Source organism: Mycobacterium sp. NPDC003449 (assembly GCF_053588415.1).
Map to the genome: position 1 here is coordinate 1 of NZ_JBSFPX010000065.1, position 18,321 is coordinate 18,321.

The window sequence follows — 18,321 nt, forward strand, 5'->3', positions numbered from 1 at the left end:
TGACGATCAGGTCGTGGTAGAGCGGCCACAGGGTGCCGTTGGAGAACCCCTCGTAATACAGCGACACATCTTGGGCCGATAGCCGGACCGGGACCAGCAACAGGTCGTCGTCGTCGATCGGCTCCTCGTCGCTGTCGGGGATGCCGGCCCAACCGATCCATGCCCCGCGGCGTTTGCGCAAGAGTGGTTCCAGGGCGGTCACCAGACCGCCCGGGCTCCGCTTCCATCGCGTGGTGCCGTCCGCCAGCCGTTCCATGTCGACCGGCAACCGGTTGGCGACCACGACGAAGTCGGAGTCTCCGAAGACGGCCTCCCGGCCGCCTTCCTGGGTCACTCAGGCCTCGGTTTTCGACGGTCCAATGCCGAGCATCGAGAGAAACATCCGGCATTCGTCGGCGTCGGTCGCATACGTCGCGACGACGCGTCGCGCCTGGCTGGCAGTGCTGTCAGCCAGGGGCTCCACATCGCCGAGTTCGGCGGGATCTGATTTCGCAGGCATGGGACAACTGTATGCGACCGGAACGGGCCAGGCCGCCGCATCCGGGATCAGCCGATGCTGCCCGTCACGGTCGGGCTGCTGCCGACGGTCGACTCCGGGTTCGGCTGGGGCCCCTCGGCCTGCTGTTCCTCGGCCAGGCCGATGCACTCGCCGGAGTTCGCCCCGGTGCACGGGATGGCGCCGCCGCCGCCGGGCTCGTTGACCGCGGGCAGGCTCGGGTTGCCGGGGATGGAGCTGAAGGATCCGCCCGAATTCGGCACGGTGTGCGGGACGCAGACCCCGGTGTAGAGGTCCTCCTCCTCACCCGAGGGGCAGGCCGCCACGGGGGCGGACGGCGTGGGGACGGCAAACGCGGTGATCGCCGGTGCGGCGGCCACAGCAACCACAAATCCGCCGGCCAGGATCAGTCGTCGCATGGAATACGGGAAGGTCGCCATCGTCACGCTTTCTGTAGTTATTCAGACTGCTCGTCGGGGAGGATTCTATGGAAGCTGAGCAGAATCTGCACCAGTTCTACGAGTTGCCTGAGAGTTCTACGGGCTGGCGCTGATCGTGGACCGGGGAACCGCCCGCGGCCCCTCGGCCTCGGCGTTCTCGGCCAGGCCGATGCAGGCGCCTGCGCTGGCACCGACGCAGGGGATGCCGTCGATGGCCGGGATGTCCGGATTGCCCGGGATGGTCGAGAACGGCGACGGCGAATTCGGCACCATGAACGGGGTGCAGACCGTCGTGTAGACGTCGGCCTCCTCCCCGGGGACGCAGGCCGCCAGTGCGACGCCCGACGCACCGCCGAGCAGGGCGGGCGCCACAGCGCCCGCGACGACGGCCACGAATCCGGCCGCGACCGCGCAACGCCTGCTCACACCGGCAGTCTAAGACCGCTGGCAGCTCCCTGTGCGGAGTCTGCGAATCAGCCGATACTGCCCGTCACGGTCGGGCTGCTGCCGACCGTGGACTGCGGCTCCGGCTGGGGGCCCTGCGCCTGCTGCTCCTCGGCCAGGCCGATGCACTGGCCGGAATTGGCGCCGGTGCACGGGATCGCGCCGCCGCCGCCGGGCTCGTTCACCGCGGGCAGGCTGGGATTGCCGGGGATGGAGCTGAACTCGGGGGAGTTCGGGACCAGATCCGGTACGCACACCCCGGTGTAGGTGTCCTCGGATTCCCCGCCGGGGCAGTCGGCGAGCGCGGCGGCGGGAACGCCGAACGCCGCGAGCGCCGGGGCCGCGGCAACCGCCGCGGCGAACAAGCCCGCAATGAGCAACCGTCGTAATGAGAGCTGGGAATCCGCCATTCGTCACGCCTTCTCTAGAGTGCCTGACCAGTTTGCTGAATGCACGGTTGCGATGGATCGCCCATCCTGGCCATGTTCTCGCCCGGTGCTCGACAGCCTACCCTTCACAAGGGGAATTCGCCTCGGGATCGGCGTTCTACCGGCACGTCTCGGCATCTGCTGTGGAACTTCTGTAAGGTTGCTGTGACGCCGGTGTGAGTCACCTTCCGCGATACACGTAAGGTGCAGTTTGTTACGTGCCGGCGAAGGACGAGGTTTCGACATGGTCAGTTCCGATGACACACCCCGCCAGGTCGAGTATGAGACCCTCGACGACGGGCGCATCGCCAGGATCTGGCTGAACCGGCCCGCCGCGCAGAACGCCCAATCCCGAACGCTGCTGGTGCAACTCGACGAGGCGTTCGGTGCGGCCGAGGCCGACGACCGGGTGCGGGTGGTGATCCTGGCTGCCCGGGGCAAGAATTTCTCGGCAGGCCACGACCTCGGGTCGGAGCAGGCGCTGGCCGAGCGGCAGCCGGGGCCCGGTCAGCATCCCACGTTCCGGTCCCACGGGGCGACGGCCGATGGGGTTGCCGAACGCACCTACCGGCAGGAGTGGCACTTCTACTTCGAGAACACCAAGCGCTGGCGGGACCTGCGCAAGATCACCATCGCCCAGGTGCAGGGCAACGCGATCTCGGCCGCGCTGATGCTGATCTGGGCCTGCGACCTGATCGTGGCCGCCGACGATGCCAGGTTCAGCGATGTGGTCGCGGTGCGGATGGGTATGCCGGGCGTCGAATACTACGCTCACCCTTGGGAATTCGGCGCGCGAAAAGCCAAAGAGCTGCTGCTGACCGGTGATTCGATCGACGCCGACGAGGCCCACCGGCTGGGGATGGTGTCAAAGGTCTTCGCCCGCGACGAGCTCGACGACAAGACCCTCGAGTTCGCCCGTCGGATCGCCGAGCGGCCGACCATGGCGGCACTGCTGGTCAAGGATTCGGTGAACGCGGCCACCGACGCGATGGGTTTCGCCGAGGCGCTACGGCACGCGTTCCACATTCACGAACTCGGGCACGCGCATTGGGCCTCGGCCAACGAGAATCGGTTCCCGGTCGGTATGCCCCCCGATGTTCCGGATTGGCGCACGTTGGGGCCCCCAAAGCCGGCCCGGCGTGATACACCTTGACGCAACGAGAACCTGTTCTAGTTTCGGATTAGGGGTTGGCGCCGTGGAACTGTCGTTGGCGGATCGCACGTATCTGGTGACCGGCGGCGGAAGCGGCATCGGCAAAGGTGCCGCGGCCGCCATCGTCGCCTCCGGGGGCAACGCGATGCTCATCGGCCGCAACGCCGACAAGCTCGCCACGGCCGTTGAGGAGATCACCGTGGCAGGCGGCCCGGGCGAGGTGCGCTACCAGCCCGCCGACGTCACCGACGAGGACGAGGTGGGCCGCGCCGTCGACGCCGCCACCGCCTGGCACGGCCGGCTGCACGGGGTCGTGCACAGCGCGGGCGGGTCGCAGACCATCGGGCCGATCACCCAGATCGACTCGGAACTGTGGCGCCGGACGGTCGATCTCAACGTCAACGGCACCATGTACCTGCTCAAACACGCCGGCCGGGAACTGGTGCGCGGCGGCGGCGGATCGTTCGTCGGCATCTCCTCGATCGCGTCGAGCAATACCCACCGCTGGTTCGGCGCCTACGGCGTGAGCAAGGCCGCACTCGACCACCTGCTGATGCTGGCGGCCGACGAACTCGGGCCGTCCTGGGTGCGGGTCAACAGCATCCGGCCCGGCTTGACCCGCACCGATATGGTCGGCCCGATCTTCGAGATCCCGGCCGCCGTCGACGACTACAAGGCATGCACACCGCTGCCGCGTTTCGGCGAGGTCTCCGACATCGCGAACCTGGCGGTGTTCCTGCTCAGCGACGCGGCGGGCTGGATCACCGGGCAGACCATCAATGTCGACGGCGGCCACGGGCTGCGCCGCGGACCCGATATCTCCGGGATGCTCGAGCCGGCGTTCGGCGCCGACGGGCTGCGCGGCGTCGTGCCGGGGAACTAGCTGCGCCAATTCGACGAAATAGTCGTCGGCCCAGACGAATCGCGACGGTTTCGTCGGGCTCGGCACCTCTACCCGTTAGGTTTGGCCACGGGAGGAATCATGAAGTTCTCGACGACGATGTTCCAGGACGGCAACAACACCGGTATCGAGGTACCCGCCCATGTGGTCGAGGAACTCGGCGCGGGTAGGCGTCCGGCCGTGGTGGTGGACGTGAACGGCTACCGGTACCGGTCGACGGTCGCCCCGATGGGCGGTAGGTTCCTGATCCCGTTCAGCGCGGAGCGCCGCGGCGAGTCCGGTATCGGCGGCGGCGATGCCATCGATGTGGAGCTGACCGTGGACACCGAACCGCGCACCGTGCAGGTACCCGGCGATCTGCGGGCGGCGCTCGACGCGTCACCCGGCGCCGCCGCCGGTTGGGAACACCTGTCCTACAGCAAGCAGAAGGCGCACGTCACCTCGGTCGAGGGGGCCAAGGCCGCCGAGACCCGGTCCCGCCGCATCGCGAAAGTCGTTGCCGAGCTAGCGGACTGACTCCGGTGCCGGGCTCTCGCCGGCCCGGTGCACGGCGTTGACGATGCCCTGGTAGCCGGTGCACCGGCAGAAGTTGCCCGACAGCCCCTCGCGGATCTCAGAATCGGTGGGGTTGGGGTTGTCGCGCAGCAGAGCGGTGATCGACGTGACGAAACCCGGTGTGCAGAAACCGCACTGCAGGCCGTGGCATTCCTTGAGCGCGGCCTGGACCGGGGACAGCGCACCGTCCGGGTCGGCGATGCCCTCGACGGTGGTCACCTCCTGGCCGTCGGTCTGCACCGCGAAAACCAGGCAGGACCGGACCGCCTGCCCGTCCAGCAGCACCGTGCACGCGCCGCATGCGCCGTGCTCACAGCCGAGGTGGGTGCCGGTCAGCCCGCAGTTCTCGCGCAGGAAATCGGCCAGCGTCATCCTGGGCTCGACGATCCCGCGATGGGTGTGCCCGTTGACCGAAACCGCAAGCGGCAGTTCATGCATCGACAACTCCCTCGACGGCTTGTGTGCGTGCGTGTTTCCAGGCTCTGGCCACCATCGTGGCTCCGACCCGGCTGCGGTAGGTCGCCGACCCCTGTAGATCCGCGGGGATGTCGGTCAGCCCCGACATGGCGAGCCGGCCGATCTGCTCGTCGGCGATGTTGCCGACCGGGGTGCCGATGACGGCGTCCTCGGCCGGGGTGGCCCGCTTGGGTGTCGGCCCGAGCCCGAGCAGCCCGATGCCACAGCGGGTCACCCGGTTGTCATCGTCGAGTTCGAGGCCGACCACCGCCCCGGCGATGGCGAAATCGCCGTGACGTCGGGCGAATTCCTGCACCGCGAAGCCGCAGCGGCCGGACCAGACCGGAAACCGCACGGCGGTGAGGATCTCATCGGCGGCCAGCGACGTCTCCCACAGACCGGTGAAGAATTCGGCGGCCGGAATCTCGCGGGTGCCTCTGGTGGAGGTGGCTTCGATGGTCGCGTCCAAGGCAAGCGCCACCGCCGCGTACTCGGCGGCCGGATCCGCATGCGCGATCGCACCGCCCAGCGTGCCGCGGGTCCGGATCTGAAAATGCCCGATGTGCGGGGTGGCCAGGCTCAGCAGCGGAACCGATTCGGCGACCTCGTCGTCCATGCCGACCATGGCATGTGGGGTCCCCGCGCCGATCCGCACCTGATCGCCTACCCGCTCGATGTCGTTGAGTTCGGATACCCGGGAGATGTCGACCAGGTTCTCGAAATGGGTCAGCCGCATCGCCAGCATCGGGACCAGGCTCTGGCCGCCGGCCAGCACCTTGGCGTCGTCGCCGTACTCACCGAGCACGGCCACGGCCTCGGTCACCGAGCCGGGTCGGTGATAGGCGAACGGGGAGGCCTTCACGCGTGCCTGCCCCTGCGGCCCAGTAGGAACCCGATGGCACCGGCCGCCGTCACCGCGCCGATCACCGGGGCGAACCGCTTGGCTATCGGCACCGCCATCACCTTGGCCAGGGCGAACGCGTTGATCGGGGCGCCCTGCTGAGCCTCGGATGGTGCAGCGGCCGAGCCGCTTTCGGCGGCCGGCGTGGTCCCGGCGAGCAGCTCGGCCTCCAGGTTCTTGGCGAACTGGTCGATCAGACCGCTCGAGACGTCGGCGAGCACACCGCGGCCGAACTGGGCGGCCTTACCCGAGATGGTCAGGTCGGTGGTGACGACCACCAATGTGGATTCGGCGCCATCCTCCTTGAGCTGCGCCGTGACGAGTGCCGCCGCCCCGCCGTTGCCCCTGGTCTCCTTGCCGTTGGCCTTGAGGACCACCCGCTGGGCGGCGGCATCCTTTTCCTGGAAGGTCGCATCGCCCTGGTAGGACACCGTGATCGGGCCGACCTTGACCTTGACCGCACCGGTGAAATCGTCACCGTCCACCGAGAGCAGGGTGGCCCCGGGCAGGCAGGGGGCGACACGTTCCACGTCGGTGAGCACCGCCCAGGTCTGGGCGGCGGGAACCGCGACCCGGAATTCGTTGTTGAGTTCCACGGTCAGTGGCCCCTTTCTTCGAGCAGCGCGACGATGGCGGACGGGGTGGCGGGAAGTGTGGTCAGGGTGACCCCGAGCGGGGCCAGGGCGTCGTTGACCGCGTTGATGACGGCCGGGGTGGACCCGATGGCGCCGCCCTCGCCTGCGCCCTTGTACCCGCCGACACCGGGCCCCGGTATCTCGACGTGGCCGTATTCGATGGCCGGTACCTCGGTCGCGGTGGGCAGCAGGTAGTCGACGAAGGTCGACGACAACGGGTTCCCGTCGTCGTCGTAGGACAGCTTCTCCAGCAGCGCACCGCCGATGCCCTGGACGGTGCCGCCGGCGATCTGCCCTTCGACGACGTTCGGGTTGATCATCGGGCCGACGTCCTCGCTGACGATGTAGCGGGTGATGTCGACACGGCCCGTCTCGACATCGATCTCGCAGGTGCAGGCGTGGGTGGCGTTGGCCCAGTGGATCGGTGCCGTGGGCGGCGCGGTGAAACGGGCCGTGGCCTCCAGCGTCGCCGATACGCCCGGCGGCAGCTGCTGCGGCTCGTAGTGGGCGCGGTAGGCCAGATCGGCGAATGTCACGCTGTTGTCCGGATCGTCGCGCGCCGTGGCCTTCGACCCGCCCAGCTCGATCTCGGATTGCTCGACCCCGAGCCGGCCCGCGGCCATCGCGACGAGCTGACCGCGGAGGATGGCGCCGGCCTCGCTGACCGCGCCCGCGGTCATGGGTGCGCTGCGGCTGCCCTGGGTGCCCGCCCCGTACGGGGTCACCGCGGTATCGCCCTGGATGGTGGCGACGTCGTCGAACTCGGCGCCCAGCGCATCGGCGGTGAGCTGAATAACGGTGGTTTCCAGGCTGTTTCCGGTCGACCCGCCGTTGACGTAGACGTTGATCTTGCCGGTCGGCTCCATCCGGATCGTGCAGCCCTCGGTGGCCAGGTGGCCGGTGGCCGCACCGGTCGGCTCGATGTAGGCCGAGAAGCCCAGGCCGAGGTAGCGGCCCTGTGCCAATGCCTCGGCCTGCTCCTTGCGGAACCCTTCGTGGTCGAGGATCTTGACCGCCTGCTCGAAGGTCTCGATCGGGGCGACATGGTCGTAGGGCATGCCGTTGGGGTTGAAGTACGGCATCTCGTCGCGGCGCAGCAGGTTGCGACGGCGCAGCTCTACCGGGTCCATGTCCATCTTGCGGGCCGCGATGTCGAGAAGGATTTCACGCGTGAGGGTTTCGTACTGCCACGGTCCGCGGTACGCATGCAGGCCCGCGGTGTTGGAGAACACCGTCTTGTAGTTGAAGCTGGCCTTGGGGACCCGGTAGGGGCCCGGGAAGAACATGCCGATCGCGGCGGTGGTCAGCACCGGGTAGGGCGTCGGATACGAACCGACATCCTGGATGAAGTCGATATCGGCGGCCAGGATGTTGCCGTCGTCGTCGAAGGCCATCCGGACGTCGCCGTCGACGTGGCGGGACTGCCCGGCCGACATCAGATTCTCGCGGCGATCCTCGATCCACTTCAGTGCGGCGCCCACCTTGCGGGCGGCCAGGACGATGCACATGTCCTCACGCATCGGCACGACCTTCTGGCCGAACCCGCCGCCGGTGTCGCGCATGATGACCCGCACATGCTGGGCCGGGATGCCGACCAGGCGGGCGGCGAACGCCCGCAGTTCGTGTGGGGTCTGGGTGGACGCCCAGATGGTCAGTTCCCCGGTCGAGGCCGACCATTCGACCACCATGCCCCTGGTCTCGATCGGCACCGGCACGTGCATCTGCTGATAGATGTGCTCGCTGACCACATGGGGCGCCGAGCCGAAGGTCTCCTCGTCGGGTGGCGCGCCGCCCATCCCGCCTGCGTTGTTGTCGGGGTAGGCCTCGTGGACCGACACCTCGGAGGTCAGCGCCTGGCAGAAGTCGGCGACGGCGCGCAACGGTTCGTAGCCGACGTCGACCAGGTCGACGGCGTCCTCGGCGAGGTAGCGGGTCTCGGCCACGACGAGGGCCACCGGATCGCCGACGAACTTGACCTCGCCCTCGGCCAGCGGGGGACGCGGGGTGTCGGGCATATCCTTGCCCGCCACGGCGTGCCAGGCCTCCTTCACCTCCGCATTGAGGTCGTCGGCGGTGAACACGGCGCGCACACCCGGCAGGGCCAGGGCCGCGGTGGCGTCGACGCCGTTGATTCGGGCCCGGGCGAAGGGGCTGCGCACGAAGCAGGCGTGCAGCATTCCTGGCCGGGTGACGTCGTCCACGAAAGTGCCGCGCCCGGTGAGCAACCGGGTGTCCTCCACCCGCTCGAGCCGCCGCCCCGCGTAGCGGGTTGCGACGGGGGCCGGTGCCGGTGCCGCCATAGGATCACTCCGAATCATCGACAACTTCTGCGCGTAAGTAGAGTGCGGTTATCGTACATCGGAAGGAAACGTGCCCGAAAGAGAGAGCGCCATTTCCGCCGCGATACGGACCCTGCTCGGACTGCTGCTGCTGGCCTGCGGGCCCGCGCCGCTCGCTTCGGCGGAGCCCGCGGAGTCGGCCGGACTGGTGGACGTGCGCGGCGTGGTGCCCGACGCGGTGATCGACCTGCGCTACGCCACCGTCGACAATTTCGTGGGTGAGCAGCTCTACCCCGCCGGGGCACGGTGCCTGGTGCACGAGTCGCTGGTGCCGGGTCTGAAGGTGGCCGCGGCACGGCTGCGGCCCGACCGGCTGGTGTTCTGGGACTGCTACCGGCCGCATGAGGTGCAGGTCCGGATGTTCGAGGCCGTCCCCAACCCGAACTGGGTGGCCCGGCCGGGCGCGTCGGCGCGCAGCCATGAGGCGGGCCGTTCGGTCGACGTGACCATCGCCGGAGCCGATATGGGCACCGGATTCGACGACTTCTCGCCGCGCGGCCTGGCCTACGCCACCGACGGCGTGAGCCCGGCGGCGCAGGACAACCGGGCCCGGCTACGCGAGGCGATGCAGGCCGGCGGGCTCACGGTGTATGCGGGGGAGTGGTGGCATTTCGACGGGCCGGGCGCCGCGGATCCGCGCCCGTTTCTGAATGTGCCGCTCAACTAGATCCCGGTTATGTCAGCATGGACCGACCGGCATTACCCGATGTGCCTGGAGTCGCCATGCGTATAGCCAGACTGGTCCAGGGCGCCGCGCTGACCGCCATCTGCGCCCTCCCGATCGCGCCTGCCCCAGCTGCGGCCGCCCAACCGTGTCCCGATATCGAGGTGGTGTTTGCCCGCGGCACGTTCGAGCCGCCCGGCGTGGGGTTGCCCGGTCAGGCCTTCGTCGACGCGCTGCGCGCGCAGGCCGGCGGCCGGTCGGTCGATGTGTACCCGGTGAACTACGAGGCCAGCGGCAATTTCGGGGACCGCATCGCATTCGCCAAGACCGTGGTCGACGGGATCCGGGACGCGGCCGGCCACATCGAGGCCACCGCCGCGAACTGCCCAAGGACCAAGGTGGCGCTCGGCGGCTATTCGCAGGGCGCCGTCGTCGCCGGGTTCACCACCTCGGCCACCGTGCCGGACGGCATACCTCCCGAGTACCGGGAGTACCTGCCCAAGCCGATGCCCTCCGACGTCGCCGAGCACGTCGCCGCGGTGGTGCTGTTCGGCGAGCCGTCGGACGAGTTCATGCACGATATCGGCGCGCCGGCGATCGTGATCGGCCCCGAATACGTCGACAAGACCAAGGAGCTGTGTGCGCCCGGGGACACCATCTGCGACGGCACTCCGGCCGGTGCGCCGAGCTTCGCGCACACGGCCTATGCGCTCAACGGGATGGCCGGTGAAGGGGCCGCGTTCGTGGTCAGCAAGCTCTGAGCTGATAACGATTCGAAACCTCAATGATTGCAATGTGATACGTAGCGAGGGGATCTTTGCTGGGGCCCACTATGTTCACTAGGTGCACCGTCGAACGGCCCTCAAAATCCCGCTGGTTCTGGCAGCAGCAGCGGCACTGACCACCATCCCGCGCGCCACCGCCGCGCCCGGCCAGTGGCCCGTCGAGCGTGCCAACGCCTGGTATCAGGCGCAGGGCTGGCTGGTGGGCACCAACTTCATCACCTCGAACGCCATCAACCAGCTGGAGATGTTCGGGGCGGGCACCTACGACGCCCGGCGCATCGACAGCGAACTGGGGGCCTGCCGGCTGCTCGGGTTCAACACCGTACGCGTATTTCTGCACGATCTGCTGTGGACACAGGACCGGGCCGGCTTCCAGAACCGGCTGGCCCAATTCGTCTCCATCTCGGCGCGCCAGAACATCAAACCGCTTTTCGTCTTCTTCGATTCGTGCTGGGACCCGTTCCCGAAGCCGGGCGCCCAGCGGGCACCGGTTCCCGGCGTGCACAACTCGGGCTGGGTGCAGAGCCCCGGGGCCCAGCGCATCGACGACCCCCGCTACCGGCCGGTGCTGCGCGACTACGTCATCGGGGTGATGAGCCAGTTCCGCAACGACAACCGGGTCCTGGGCTGGGACCTGTGGAACGAGCCGGACAATCCGGCCAAGCAGTACGGCAAGGTTGAACGCAAGGACAAGATCGACGCCGTCGGTGGGCTGCTGCCGCAGGTGTTCGGCTGGGCCCGGTCGGTCAACGCCACTCAGCCGTTGACCAGCGGTGTCTGGCAGGGCGGTTGGAGCCCCGGCAGCCGCAGCGAGATGGAGAATTTCCAGCTGGACAACTCCGATGTCATCTCGTTCCACTCCTACGGCGGCCCACACGATTTCGAGGCCCATGTCGAGGAACTCGCCCCGTTCGGGCGGCCGATCCTGTGCACCGAGTACCTGGCCAGGACCGAGGGCAGCACAATCGAGGGGGTGCTGCCGATTGCCAAGCGGCACAACGTCGGTGCCTACAGCTGGGGCATGGTCGCAGGCAAGACGCAGACCTATTTTCCGTGGGATTCCTGGGATAAGCGCTACACCTCGGTGCCCAAGGTGTGGTTCAGCGATCTGCTCCGCCCGGACGGCAGGCCCTATCGCGACGCCGAGTATCAGACGCTGCGTAAGCTGACCGCCCCGGTCTAACCGCGACGGCAGGCTAGTAGGACTGGCCGTTGGCGTAGCGCTCGCGGCGGTAGTGACGCCCGTTCCCGCGGTTGCGGCTTTTGTACGTGGGCAGCTGTGAATCACAGTTCGGGCAGATCAATCGCAGGTTCTCCCGTCGATTGTTGGTCGGGTTTCCGTCGATGTGGTCCATGACCAGCGTGAGGGGAAGGCTCTGCCACACGCTGGCTGCGCCGCAGATCGCACAGCAGTTCGACTGAGCGTCGGCGAGATATTGCCGGATGTAGTGACCGCGGCGACCGTCGACCCATGCCTCGCCGGATTCGAGCCAACGCTTCGTACTGGCCTTCCGACGGGCTGATCCCTGACATGCATTGCTGCAGTAGGCCTTCTGGCTGCGCTTCTCCAGTGGTGAACCGCAGTCGCGACAGAGCCTCATATGAGGAAGCTACCGACGTGCACCGACAACCATCGGTGCGTGGAGCCCCCTATCGGGATTGAACCGATGACATTCCGCTTACAAGGCGAACGCTCTACCACTGAGCTAAGGAGGCGGGTGGAACGCGCCTTAGCTTAACGGGTCAGTCGTCGGCGTCGACAATTCGCTGCGACACCACCGGCCGGGGCGTGCCGCGCCGGGGCGACCGCCGGGGCAGCGGGATCCGGTCGGCGATGTTGCTGAGCGGGTTGACCACCTGGCTGAGCGTGACGACGGCCTCGTGCAGGGCGTCGATCGTCGGGGCCAGCGCCTCCAGCCCCGGCGCCAGCCGATTGAGGGTGTCGGCGACGTCGGCGAGTTTGAGCAGTGGGCCGTCGGGATCGGTCAGGGTGTCCAGCAGCCCGTCCTCGGCCAGCAGCCGGTCGGCCACACCGTCCTCGCGCAGCACCCGCTCGATCAGGCCGTCGTTGGCCAGCAGCTGATCGGCCAGCCCACCCGGCGCGATCACCCGGGACAGGGCGCCGTCGTCGGTGGTCAGCCGGTCCAGCAGCCCGCCCTCCATAGTCACCTGGTCGATCAGCCCGCCGGGTGCCACGGCCCGCGCGACCGCCCCGTTCTCGGCCGTCAGCCGGTCCAGCAGACCGCCCTCGGTGGTCAGCTGATCGACCAGCCCGCCGGGCCGCAGCAACCGGTTGACCGGGCCGTCGGGCGCGAGTGCCCGGCCCAGCGGTGCGTCGTCGTCCATGAGTCGTGCGAGCCGGTTCGCCCGGTCCACGGCATCGTCCAGTCCGAACATGTGCGCCACCGATGACCTGCCGTTGAGCGGGTTGGCGTCGGTGACGTTACGCTGCACGATGGCAAGGGTCTGGGCGGCGACGCCGAGCCCGGCATCGGCCACCGCGAGCCCGATGCGTACGGGGGCGGTAGCAACTTCCACGAGGGCTTTGCCGACGTTCATCCGCTCAGTCTAAGGGAGGGCTGGGTGAGGCCGATCACAGCAAAACTCACAGGAAGTACACAGCGCGCATGCAGGATTAGGACAAGCGACAGCGTCAACATTGCGGAATGGCCATGCCTGCACTGCCTGAAAGCGTCCCGGAAGCTCGCGTTCTCGTCGTGGACGACGAGGCCAACATCGTCGAGCTGTTGTCCGTCAGCCTGAAGTTCCAGGGTTTCGAGGTGCACACCGCCTCCAACGGTGCGGCCGCGCTGGACAAGGCCCGTGAGATCCGCCCCGATGCGGTGATCCTCGACGTGATGATGCCGGGCATGGACGGCTTCGGCCTGTTGCGGCGGCTGCGCGCCGACGGCATCGACGCGCCCGCGCTGTTCCTGACCGCCCGCGACAGCCTGCAGGACAAGATCGCCGGCCTGACCCTCGGCGGCGACGATTACGTGACCAAGCCGTTCAGCCTGGAAGAAGTGGTGGCCCGGTTGCGGGTGATCCTGCGCCGGTCCGGCCGCGGCGTCGAGGAACCCCGCAACGCCCGGCTGGCGTTCGCCGATATCGAACTCGACGAGGACACCCACGAGGTGTGGAAGGCCGGCGAGCCGGTTTCGCTGTCGCCGACCGAGTTCACGCTGCTGCGCTACTTCATCATCAACGCGGGCACGGTGCTGTCGAAGCCCAAGATCCTCGACCACGTGTGGCGCTACGACTTCGGCGGCGACGTCAACGTCGTCGAGTCCTACGTCTCCTACCTGCGCCGCAAGATCGACACCGGCGAGAAGCGGCTGCTGCACACGCTGCGTGGCGTCGGCTACGTTTTGCGCGAGCCGCGCTGACCGCCGGTTCGCCGGCGCCATACTTCATAGGTGTTTGACCGGGTGAAGCGCGGGGTGCCGCTGCGGGTCGGGCTGGTGGCCGCCGCGCTGGTGTTGGTGGCGTGCGGGCTGCTCGCCTCAGGGGTCGCCGTCACGTCAATCATGCGGCACACCGAGGTGAGCCGCATCGACCAGACACTGCTGGACGCCTCGCGGAGCTGGGCCCAGGCGCCGCGCCGGCCGCCCGCGACACCGCTCGAGGGCCCCAATCCGGCCCGCCCGCCGTCGAATTTCTACGTCCGCGGCGTCGACGCCGACGGGCGCACCTGGATCGCGGTCAACGACCGCGAGGCCGAACCCGCCCTGCCCGACGACAACGACGTCGGGCCGGTGCCGGTGACCGTGGGGTCCATCGACAATTCCAACGTGCAGTGGCGCGCGATGACGGTGACCGGCCCCGCCGACGAGCTGACCACTGTCGCGATCGACCTGTCCGATGTGGAGTCCTCGGTGCGGGCACTGATCTGGTCGCAGGTCGGCATCGGCGCGGCCGTGCTGTTGGTGCTCGGCATCGCCGGCTACGCGGTGGTGCATCGCAGCCTGCGCCCGCTCGTCGAGGTGGAACAGACCGCCGCGGCCATCGCCGCCGGCCAGCTTGATCGCCGTGTCCCGGAACGTGATCCGCGCACCGAGGTGGGCCGGTTGTCCTCGGCGCTCAACGGCATGCTGGCCCAGATCCAGCAGGCCGTGGCATCCTCGGACGCCTCGGCCGAGCAGGCGCGGACCTCCGAGGAACGGATGCGCCGGTTCATCACCGACGCCAGCCACGAGCTGCGTACCCCGCTGACCACGATCCGCGGCTTCGCCGAGCTGTACCGCCAGGGTGCCGCGCGCGACGTCGAGATGCTGATGGGCCGGATCGAAAGCGAATCGCGGCGGATGGGCCTGCTGGTCGAGGATCTGCTGCTGCTGGCGCGGCTCGACGCCCAACGACCGCTGGACCGACATCGGGTCGACCTGCTGACCTTGGCCACCGACGCCGTACACGACGCCCGGTCGATCGCCCCGCAACGCAACGTGACGATGGAGGTGTTCGACGGCCCGGGGACCCCCGAGGTGCTCGGTGACGACGCCCGGCTACGCCAGGTGCTGGGCAATCTCGTCGCCAATGCGCTGCAGCACACCCCGGAGGGCGCGGGTGTCACGGTCAGGGTCGGCACCGAAGGTGACGATGCCGTACTCGAGGTGTGCGATCAGGGACCCGGCATGAGCCAAGAGGACGCCCGGCGGGTGTTCGAGCGGTTCTACCGCGCCGACACCTCGCGGACCAGGGCCAGCGGCGGCACCGGGCTGGGCCTGTCCATCGTGGATTCGCTGGTGTTCGCCCACGGCGGCACGGTCCGCGTCACCACCGCGCCTGGGCAGGGGTGCCGCTTCACGGTCACCCTGCCGCGGATCGCAGATCAGCCAGCGCGGATTTGATCTTCGCCTGGGCCTCGTCGAGGGACTCCGCCGACGGGTTGTTGTCGACATTGGCGAACCCGAAATCGGTGAGGTTATAGGCGGGGAAGACGTGAACGTGCAGGTGCGGCACCTCCAGGCCGGCGATGATCACGCCGGCCCGCTCGGCACCGAATGCCCGGCACACCGCCTTGCCGATCAGCTGCGAAACCTCCATCACCCGGCCGAACACCGCGGGCTCGACGTCCTGCCAGTTGTCGATCTCGGCCCGCGGCACCACCAGGGTGTGGCCCTGGGTCATCGGGGCGATCGTCAGGAACGCCACCAACTCGTCGTCGGTGTAGACGAACCGGCCGGGCAGTTCTCCATTGATGATCTTCGTGAAGACGGACGTCATGGCCACGAGCATAGTGAGCCCGGGCGCGGCTTGAGACCTCCATCTCGTTGCGCGGGGAACAACCTCCGGGTTCACTGGTGGTGCCCATCAAGCCTGTGCGAAGGGGAGTGATCCACTCGTGACCGACGCGGTCGGCTGGGACGCCGACGGTGCCGAGCCAACCCTCCCGAGTGAGCGTGATGCCCGATTCGAGTGGATCGATCTCGACGTGCTCGCCGATGTCTGGTGGGAGGTCGTCGACCATCCCGAATTGGCCGAGCGCGGCCAGGACGGCTGGACCTACCACTCGTGTACCCGGTCGCCCCGCGGCGACCACCGTGTCGTGCTGACCTACTTCAGGGCGCGCAAACGGCCTGTGCGGCACCCGGTCCGGCCGGCGCGCCGGGGCCGCCGGGATGAGCGGGGAGCGTGCGACCGGCGGGTCTAGGCGCCGCCGATCAGACCGTGCAATTCGTCGACGGTCCACGGTTCGGCGCCGTGATGGTCGCGGTAGCCGAGGAAACCGGGTGTGGGGCGGGCGAACTCGCCGATGAAGCCGCCCGCGGCGATGAAGGTCCGGCCGGTCACCTCGCTCGCCCGGTCGCTGACCAGATATGCGTAGGTCGGCGCGACGTATTCCGGGGGCGCCGCATCCAGTGCGCCCCGCATGCTCACATCGTCGAGCAGACCGCGGCGGTTGAGCTCGGCGATGTGCCGCTCGTAATCGGCGCCGGTGGACAGCCGGGTCCTGGCCCCCGGGCACACCACATTGGCCCGCACCCGGTGCTCCTTGAGTTCGGCGGCGATGGCCAGCGTCAACCCGTTGACCGCACCCTTCCCGGCCGGATAGCCGGTGCCGCCGTAGTCGCCGAGAAACGCGAACGAGCTGGTGTTGACGATGGCCCCGCCGCCCTGCGCGACCATCCTCGGTGCCGCCGCCCTGCAGGTCTCGAACACCGTGCCGAGATGCGCGTGGAGCAGTTCGCCGAACTGGGTGCTGGTGACGTTGAGGATCGACGAGCCGGCCGGTTCCGCGGTCCCCGCGCAGTTCACCAGGATGTCGATGCTCCCGAACTCCGCGACGCACCGGGCGATCAGCGCGTCGGCGACTTCCGGATCGGACGGCGAACCGCTATGGGCGACACCGCAAACCCGTTGCGCAGCCGCTTCGGCGGCGGCCTCGTCGCGGCCGTTGACCACGACGCCCGCACCCTGCGAGGCGAGGAGCTCGGCGACGGCAAGGCCGACGCCGCGGGTCCCACCGACGACGACGGCGCCGCGGCCGGCCAGTGGCCCGCTAACCGGCCGGATCCTCTTGGCCGAACGTCATCGCGTCCATATTCCAGTATCCGCGCAGGTTGGTGATCAGCCCGGCATCGTCGACCCGGTAGGTGAACACGCCGCGCACGGTGGCGGTGAAGCCGTTCGGAAACCTGGTGTGCAGCACCAGGATGTAGGCGATCTCGGTCGGCGAGCTGGACGGGAATGTCTCCTCGCAGGTGACCGTGAGCTGGTTCGGCCCGATGTTGGTGTCGAAGAACGTCGAGACGGCGTCCTTGCCGCGCACACCGGTGCCGTCCGGGTTGGTGACCGCCTCGCCGATCGGATCCTCGATGACCACATCGTCGGCCATCAACGCCAGCCAGCCGTCCCTGTCGCCGGACTGCACGCACCGCCATGAGGCCAGCGAGGCCGCCCTCGCCGGCGAAACGTCCTGTGTGTCAGTCATATCGGCTTATCGATCGGCGTCGGTGTAGCGGACGACACCGCGGATGTTGCGGCCTTCGAGCATATCCTTGTAGCCGTCGTTGATCTGTTCGAGCTTGTACTGGCGGGTGACCATATCGTCGAGGTTGAGCTTCCCGGCCTTGTACATCGACAGCAGCGATGGGATGTCGTGGTGGGGGTTGCCGCCGCCGAAGATGGTGCCCTGCAGGTTCTTTTGCATCAAGGTCAGCATCGCCAGGTTGATGTTGGCGCTGGTGTCGAGCAGGCTGCCGATCGCGGTCAGCACGCAGGTGCCGCCCTTGCTTGTCAGGTTGAGGTAGCTGTCGACGTCCTCGCCCTTGAGCTCGCCGACGGTGACGATCACCTTCTTGGCCATCAGGCCCCAGGTGATCTCGGCGATGCCCGCCATGGCGGCATTGACGTCCGGGAAGACGTGGGTGGCGCCGAACTTCAGCGCCTGCTCGCGCTTCCACTCGACTGGGTCGATCGCGAAGATATTGCGGGCGCCGGCATTGGCCGCGCCCTGCAGGGCGCCCATCCCGACGCCGCCGATCCCGATGATCGCGACGTCATCCCCCGGGCGGATGTCTCCGCTGCGCACGGCCGAGCCGTAGCCCGTGGTGACACCGCAGCCGACCAGGCAGGCCACCTCGAACGGGACGGACGGGTCGATCTTCACCACCGAGCTCTTGTGCACCACCATGTACGGGCTGAAGGTACCCAGCAGTGTCATCGGGAAAACGGGCTTGCCGTCAGCGTGAATGCGGTTGGTGCCGTCGGAGACCGCGAGCCCGCCGAGCAGGCCGGCGCCCAGATCGCACAGGTTGCGCAGGCCCGCCTGACACGACGGACACTCACCGCACGACGGGATGAACGACAGCACGACGTGGTCACCGGGCGCGACATGCTCGACTCCCGGGCCCACCTCGGTGACGACGCCCGCGCCCTCGTGGCCGCCGAGCACCGGGAAGCCGGCCATCGGGATACCTCCGGTCACCAGGTGGTGATCGGAGTGGCACATCCCGGCCGCTTCCATCTGGATCTTGACCTCGTCCTTGACGGGATCGCCGATCTCGATCTCCTCGATCGACCACGGCTGATTGAACTCCCAGATGAGAGCACCCTTTGTCTTCATCTGCACGTGCCTTCCACTAGAGCCGGTGTGAACCACAGACTAGAGCCATTAGTTAGGTG

At 68.3% G+C, this 18,321-nt stretch carries 24 protein-coding genes and 1 tRNA gene; 9 read left to right on the plus strand and 16 right to left on the minus strand.

What is annotated here, in order from left to right; genetic code table 11:
- The 5 genes from ACWDTP_RS17750 to ACWDTP_RS17770 form a co-directional block, all read right to left on the minus strand.
- The coding region (locus tag ACWDTP_RS17750; RefSeq protein WP_450022011.1) for a trehalose-6-phosphate synthase at nt 1-334 on the minus strand (334 nt) is incomplete at its 3' end.
- The gene (locus tag ACWDTP_RS17755; RefSeq protein ID WP_450022013.1) at nt 335-499 is read right to left on the minus strand and encodes a hypothetical protein; all 165 of its coding nucleotides are present in this window, start codon (nt 497-499) and stop codon (nt 335-337) included.
- A 47-nt stretch (nt 500-546) separates the two neighbouring features.
- Nucleotides 547-936: an intersectin-EH binding protein Ibp1 gene (locus ACWDTP_RS17760; protein ID WP_450022084.1), complete on the minus strand. Its 390-nt coding sequence runs from the start codon at nt 934-936 to the stop codon at nt 547-549.
- 96 nt (nt 937-1,032) lie between these two features.
- Nucleotides 1,033-1,362 (minus strand): hypothetical protein, encoded by a 330-nt coding sequence (locus ACWDTP_RS17765; RefSeq protein ID WP_450022015.1) that lies wholly within the window; start codon nt 1,360-1,362, stop codon nt 1,033-1,035.
- Nucleotides 1,363-1,409: 47 nt separating this feature from the next.
- Entirely contained in the window at nt 1,410-1,790 is a 381-nt protein-coding gene (locus ACWDTP_RS17770; RefSeq protein WP_450022017.1) for an intersectin-EH binding protein Ibp1, read from the minus strand.
- A 262-nt stretch (nt 1,791-2,052) separates the two neighbouring features.
- On the opposite strand from ACWDTP_RS17770, the gene ACWDTP_RS17775 reads away from it, so the two are divergent.
- The 3 genes from ACWDTP_RS17775 (at nt 2,053) to ACWDTP_RS17785 (ending at nt 4,378) form a co-directional block, all read left to right on the plus strand.
- Entirely contained in the window at nt 2,053-2,961 is a 909-nt protein-coding gene (locus ACWDTP_RS17775) for an enoyl-CoA hydratase (protein WP_450022019.1), read from the plus strand.
- A 43-nt stretch (nt 2,962-3,004) separates the two neighbouring features.
- On the plus strand, nt 3,005-3,844 hold the full coding sequence (locus ACWDTP_RS17780; RefSeq protein ID WP_450022021.1) for an SDR family oxidoreductase: 840 nt from the start codon (nt 3,005-3,007) through the stop codon (nt 3,842-3,844).
- Nucleotides 3,845-3,943: 99 nt separating this feature from the next.
- Nucleotides 3,944-4,378, plus strand: a complete 435-nt coding sequence (locus tag ACWDTP_RS17785) for a YdeI/OmpD-associated family protein (RefSeq protein WP_450022023.1) — start codon at nt 3,944-3,946, stop codon at nt 4,376-4,378.
- Here ACWDTP_RS17785 and ACWDTP_RS17790 read toward each other — a convergent pair.
- The 4 genes from ACWDTP_RS17790 to ACWDTP_RS17805 are packed head-to-tail and all read right to left on the minus strand — an operon-like array spanning nt 4,367 to nt 8,709.
- Nucleotides 4,367-4,855, minus strand: a complete 489-nt coding sequence (locus ACWDTP_RS17790) for a (2Fe-2S)-binding protein (RefSeq protein WP_450022025.1) — start codon at nt 4,853-4,855, stop codon at nt 4,367-4,369. The two genes, ACWDTP_RS17785 and ACWDTP_RS17790, sit on opposite strands and share 12 nt — an antisense overlap.
- Nucleotides 4,848-5,735: an FAD binding domain-containing protein gene (locus tag ACWDTP_RS17795; RefSeq protein ID WP_450022027.1), complete on the minus strand. Its 888-nt coding sequence runs from the start codon at nt 5,733-5,735 to the stop codon at nt 4,848-4,850. The genes ACWDTP_RS17790 and ACWDTP_RS17795 overlap by 8 nt, the downstream gene beginning before the upstream one ends.
- Entirely contained in the window at nt 5,732-6,370 is a 639-nt protein-coding gene (locus ACWDTP_RS17800) for an SRPBCC family protein (RefSeq protein WP_450022029.1), read from the minus strand. The genes ACWDTP_RS17795 and ACWDTP_RS17800 overlap by 4 nt, the downstream gene beginning before the upstream one ends.
- Nucleotides 6,371-6,372: 2 nt before the next feature.
- Nucleotides 6,373-8,709, minus strand: coding sequence for a xanthine dehydrogenase family protein molybdopterin-binding subunit (locus tag ACWDTP_RS17805; protein ID WP_450022031.1), 2,337 nt, complete (start codon nt 8,707-8,709; stop codon nt 6,373-6,375).
- A 112-nt stretch (nt 8,710-8,821) separates the two neighbouring features.
- On the opposite strand from ACWDTP_RS17805, the gene ACWDTP_RS17810 reads away from it, so the two are divergent.
- The 3 genes from ACWDTP_RS17810 (at nt 8,822) to ACWDTP_RS17820 (ending at nt 11,380) form a co-directional block, all read left to right on the plus strand.
- The gene (locus ACWDTP_RS17810) at nt 8,822-9,415 is read left to right on the plus strand and encodes a M15 family metallopeptidase (RefSeq protein ID WP_450022086.1); all 594 of its coding nucleotides are present in this window, start codon (nt 8,822-8,824) and stop codon (nt 9,413-9,415) included.
- A 56-nt stretch (nt 9,416-9,471) separates the two neighbouring features.
- Entirely contained in the window at nt 9,472-10,173 is a 702-nt protein-coding gene (locus ACWDTP_RS17815; protein WP_450022033.1) for a cutinase family protein, read from the plus strand.
- 82 nt (nt 10,174-10,255) lie between these two features.
- Nucleotides 10,256-11,380, plus strand: coding sequence for a 1,4-beta-xylanase (locus tag ACWDTP_RS17820; RefSeq protein ID WP_450022035.1), 1,125 nt, complete (start codon nt 10,256-10,258; stop codon nt 11,378-11,380).
- A 13-nt stretch (nt 11,381-11,393) separates the two neighbouring features.
- Here the strand turns inward: ACWDTP_RS17820 and ACWDTP_RS17825 are convergent, their stop codons facing one another.
- From ACWDTP_RS17825 to ACWDTP_RS17835, 3 genes are all read right to left on the minus strand, one after another.
- Entirely contained in the window at nt 11,394-11,798 is a 405-nt protein-coding gene (locus ACWDTP_RS17825; RefSeq protein WP_450022037.1) for an HNH endonuclease, read from the minus strand.
- Between the two features lie 40 nt (nt 11,799-11,838).
- A tRNA-Thr gene (locus tag ACWDTP_RS17830) sits at nt 11,839-11,913 on the minus strand.
- 27 nt (nt 11,914-11,940) lie between these two features.
- Nucleotides 11,941-12,756 (minus strand): hypothetical protein, encoded by an 816-nt coding sequence (locus ACWDTP_RS17835; RefSeq protein ID WP_450022039.1) that lies wholly within the window; start codon nt 12,754-12,756, stop codon nt 11,941-11,943.
- A 107-nt stretch (nt 12,757-12,863) separates the two neighbouring features.
- Between ACWDTP_RS17835 and ACWDTP_RS17840 the strand changes: the two genes are divergently transcribed.
- Together ACWDTP_RS17840 and ACWDTP_RS17845 are read left to right on the plus strand one after the other, a co-directional pair.
- Entirely contained in the window at nt 12,864-13,583 is a 720-nt protein-coding gene (locus tag ACWDTP_RS17840) for a response regulator transcription factor (protein ID WP_450022041.1), read from the plus strand.
- Between the two features lie 30 nt (nt 13,584-13,613).
- Entirely contained in the window at nt 13,614-15,044 is a 1,431-nt protein-coding gene (locus ACWDTP_RS17845) for a sensor histidine kinase (RefSeq protein WP_450022043.1), read from the plus strand.
- Here ACWDTP_RS17845 and ACWDTP_RS17850 read toward each other — a convergent pair.
- Nucleotides 15,004-15,420 (minus strand): HIT family protein, encoded by a 417-nt coding sequence (locus ACWDTP_RS17850; RefSeq protein ID WP_450022045.1) that lies wholly within the window; start codon nt 15,418-15,420, stop codon nt 15,004-15,006. The two genes, ACWDTP_RS17845 and ACWDTP_RS17850, sit on opposite strands and share 41 nt — an antisense overlap.
- A 118-nt stretch (nt 15,421-15,538) precedes the next feature.
- Between ACWDTP_RS17850 and ACWDTP_RS17855 the strand changes: the two genes are divergently transcribed.
- Nucleotides 15,539-15,847 carry a hypothetical protein gene (locus tag ACWDTP_RS17855; RefSeq protein WP_450022047.1) on the plus strand — a complete coding sequence of 103 codons (309 nt, stop codon included), beginning with the start codon at nt 15,539-15,541 and terminating at the stop codon, nt 15,845-15,847.
- On the opposite strand, the gene ACWDTP_RS17860 is transcribed toward ACWDTP_RS17855, so the two are convergent.
- From ACWDTP_RS17860 to ACWDTP_RS17870, 3 genes are read right to left on the minus strand one after another with little or no spacing between them, the layout of a single operon-like run.
- Nucleotides 15,844-16,689, minus strand: a complete 846-nt coding sequence (locus ACWDTP_RS17860) for an SDR family NAD(P)-dependent oxidoreductase (protein WP_450022088.1) — start codon at nt 16,687-16,689, stop codon at nt 15,844-15,846. The two genes, ACWDTP_RS17855 and ACWDTP_RS17860, sit on opposite strands and share 4 nt — an antisense overlap.
- Before the next feature lie 7 nt (nt 16,690-16,696).
- On the minus strand, nt 16,697-17,128 hold the full coding sequence (locus tag ACWDTP_RS17865; protein WP_450022049.1) for a nuclear transport factor 2 family protein: 432 nt from the start codon (nt 17,126-17,128) through the stop codon (nt 16,697-16,699).
- Between the two features lie 6 nt (nt 17,129-17,134).
- Nucleotides 17,135-18,262, minus strand: coding sequence for an NDMA-dependent alcohol dehydrogenase (locus tag ACWDTP_RS17870; RefSeq protein ID WP_450022051.1), 1,128 nt, complete (start codon nt 18,260-18,262; stop codon nt 17,135-17,137).
- Between the last annotated feature and the right edge of the window lie 59 nt (nt 18,263-18,321).

Bases quoted from the DNA above. Each gene is read 5' to 3' on its own strand.
- ACWDTP_RS17755 (WP_450022013.1), bottom strand. From the start codon at position 499: ATGCCTGCGAAATCAGATCCCGCCGAACTCGGCGATGTGGAGCCCCTG.
- ACWDTP_RS17760 (WP_450022084.1), bottom strand. From the start codon at position 936: ATGGCGACCTTCCCGTATTCCATGCGACGACTGATCCTGGCCGGCGGA.
- ACWDTP_RS17770 (WP_450022017.1), bottom strand. From the start codon at position 1,790: ATGGCGGATTCCCAGCTCTCATTACGACGGTTGCTCATTGCGGGCTTG.
- ACWDTP_RS17775 (WP_450022019.1), top strand. From the start codon at position 2,053: ATGGTCAGTTCCGATGACACACCCCGCCAGGTCGAGTATGAGACCCTC.
- ACWDTP_RS17785 (WP_450022023.1), top strand. From the start codon at position 3,944: ATGAAGTTCTCGACGACGATGTTCCAGGACGGCAACAACACCGGTATC.
- ACWDTP_RS17790 (WP_450022025.1), bottom strand. From the start codon at position 4,855: ATGCATGAACTGCCGCTTGCGGTTTCGGTCAACGGGCACACCCATCGC.
- ACWDTP_RS17805 (WP_450022031.1), bottom strand. From the start codon at position 8,709: ATGGCGGCACCGGCACCGGCCCCCGTCGCAACCCGCTACGCGGGGCGG.
- ACWDTP_RS17815 (WP_450022033.1), top strand. From the start codon at position 9,472: ATGCGTATAGCCAGACTGGTCCAGGGCGCCGCGCTGACCGCCATCTGC.
- ACWDTP_RS17825 (WP_450022037.1), bottom strand. From the start codon at position 11,798: ATGAGGCTCTGTCGCGACTGCGGTTCACCACTGGAGAAGCGCAGCCAG.
- ACWDTP_RS17835 (WP_450022039.1), bottom strand. From the start codon at position 12,756: ATGAACGTCGGCAAAGCCCTCGTGGAAGTTGCTACCGCCCCCGTACGC.
- ACWDTP_RS17840 (WP_450022041.1), top strand. From the start codon at position 12,864: ATGGCCATGCCTGCACTGCCTGAAAGCGTCCCGGAAGCTCGCGTTCTC.
- ACWDTP_RS17850 (WP_450022045.1), bottom strand. From the start codon at position 15,420: ATGACGTCCGTCTTCACGAAGATCATCAATGGAGAACTGCCCGGCCGG.
- ACWDTP_RS17865 (WP_450022049.1), bottom strand. From the start codon at position 17,128: ATGACTGACACACAGGACGTTTCGCCGGCGAGGGCGGCCTCGCTGGCC.
- ACWDTP_RS17870 (WP_450022051.1), bottom strand. From the start codon at position 18,262: ATGAAGACAAAGGGTGCTCTCATCTGGGAGTTCAATCAGCCGTGGTCG.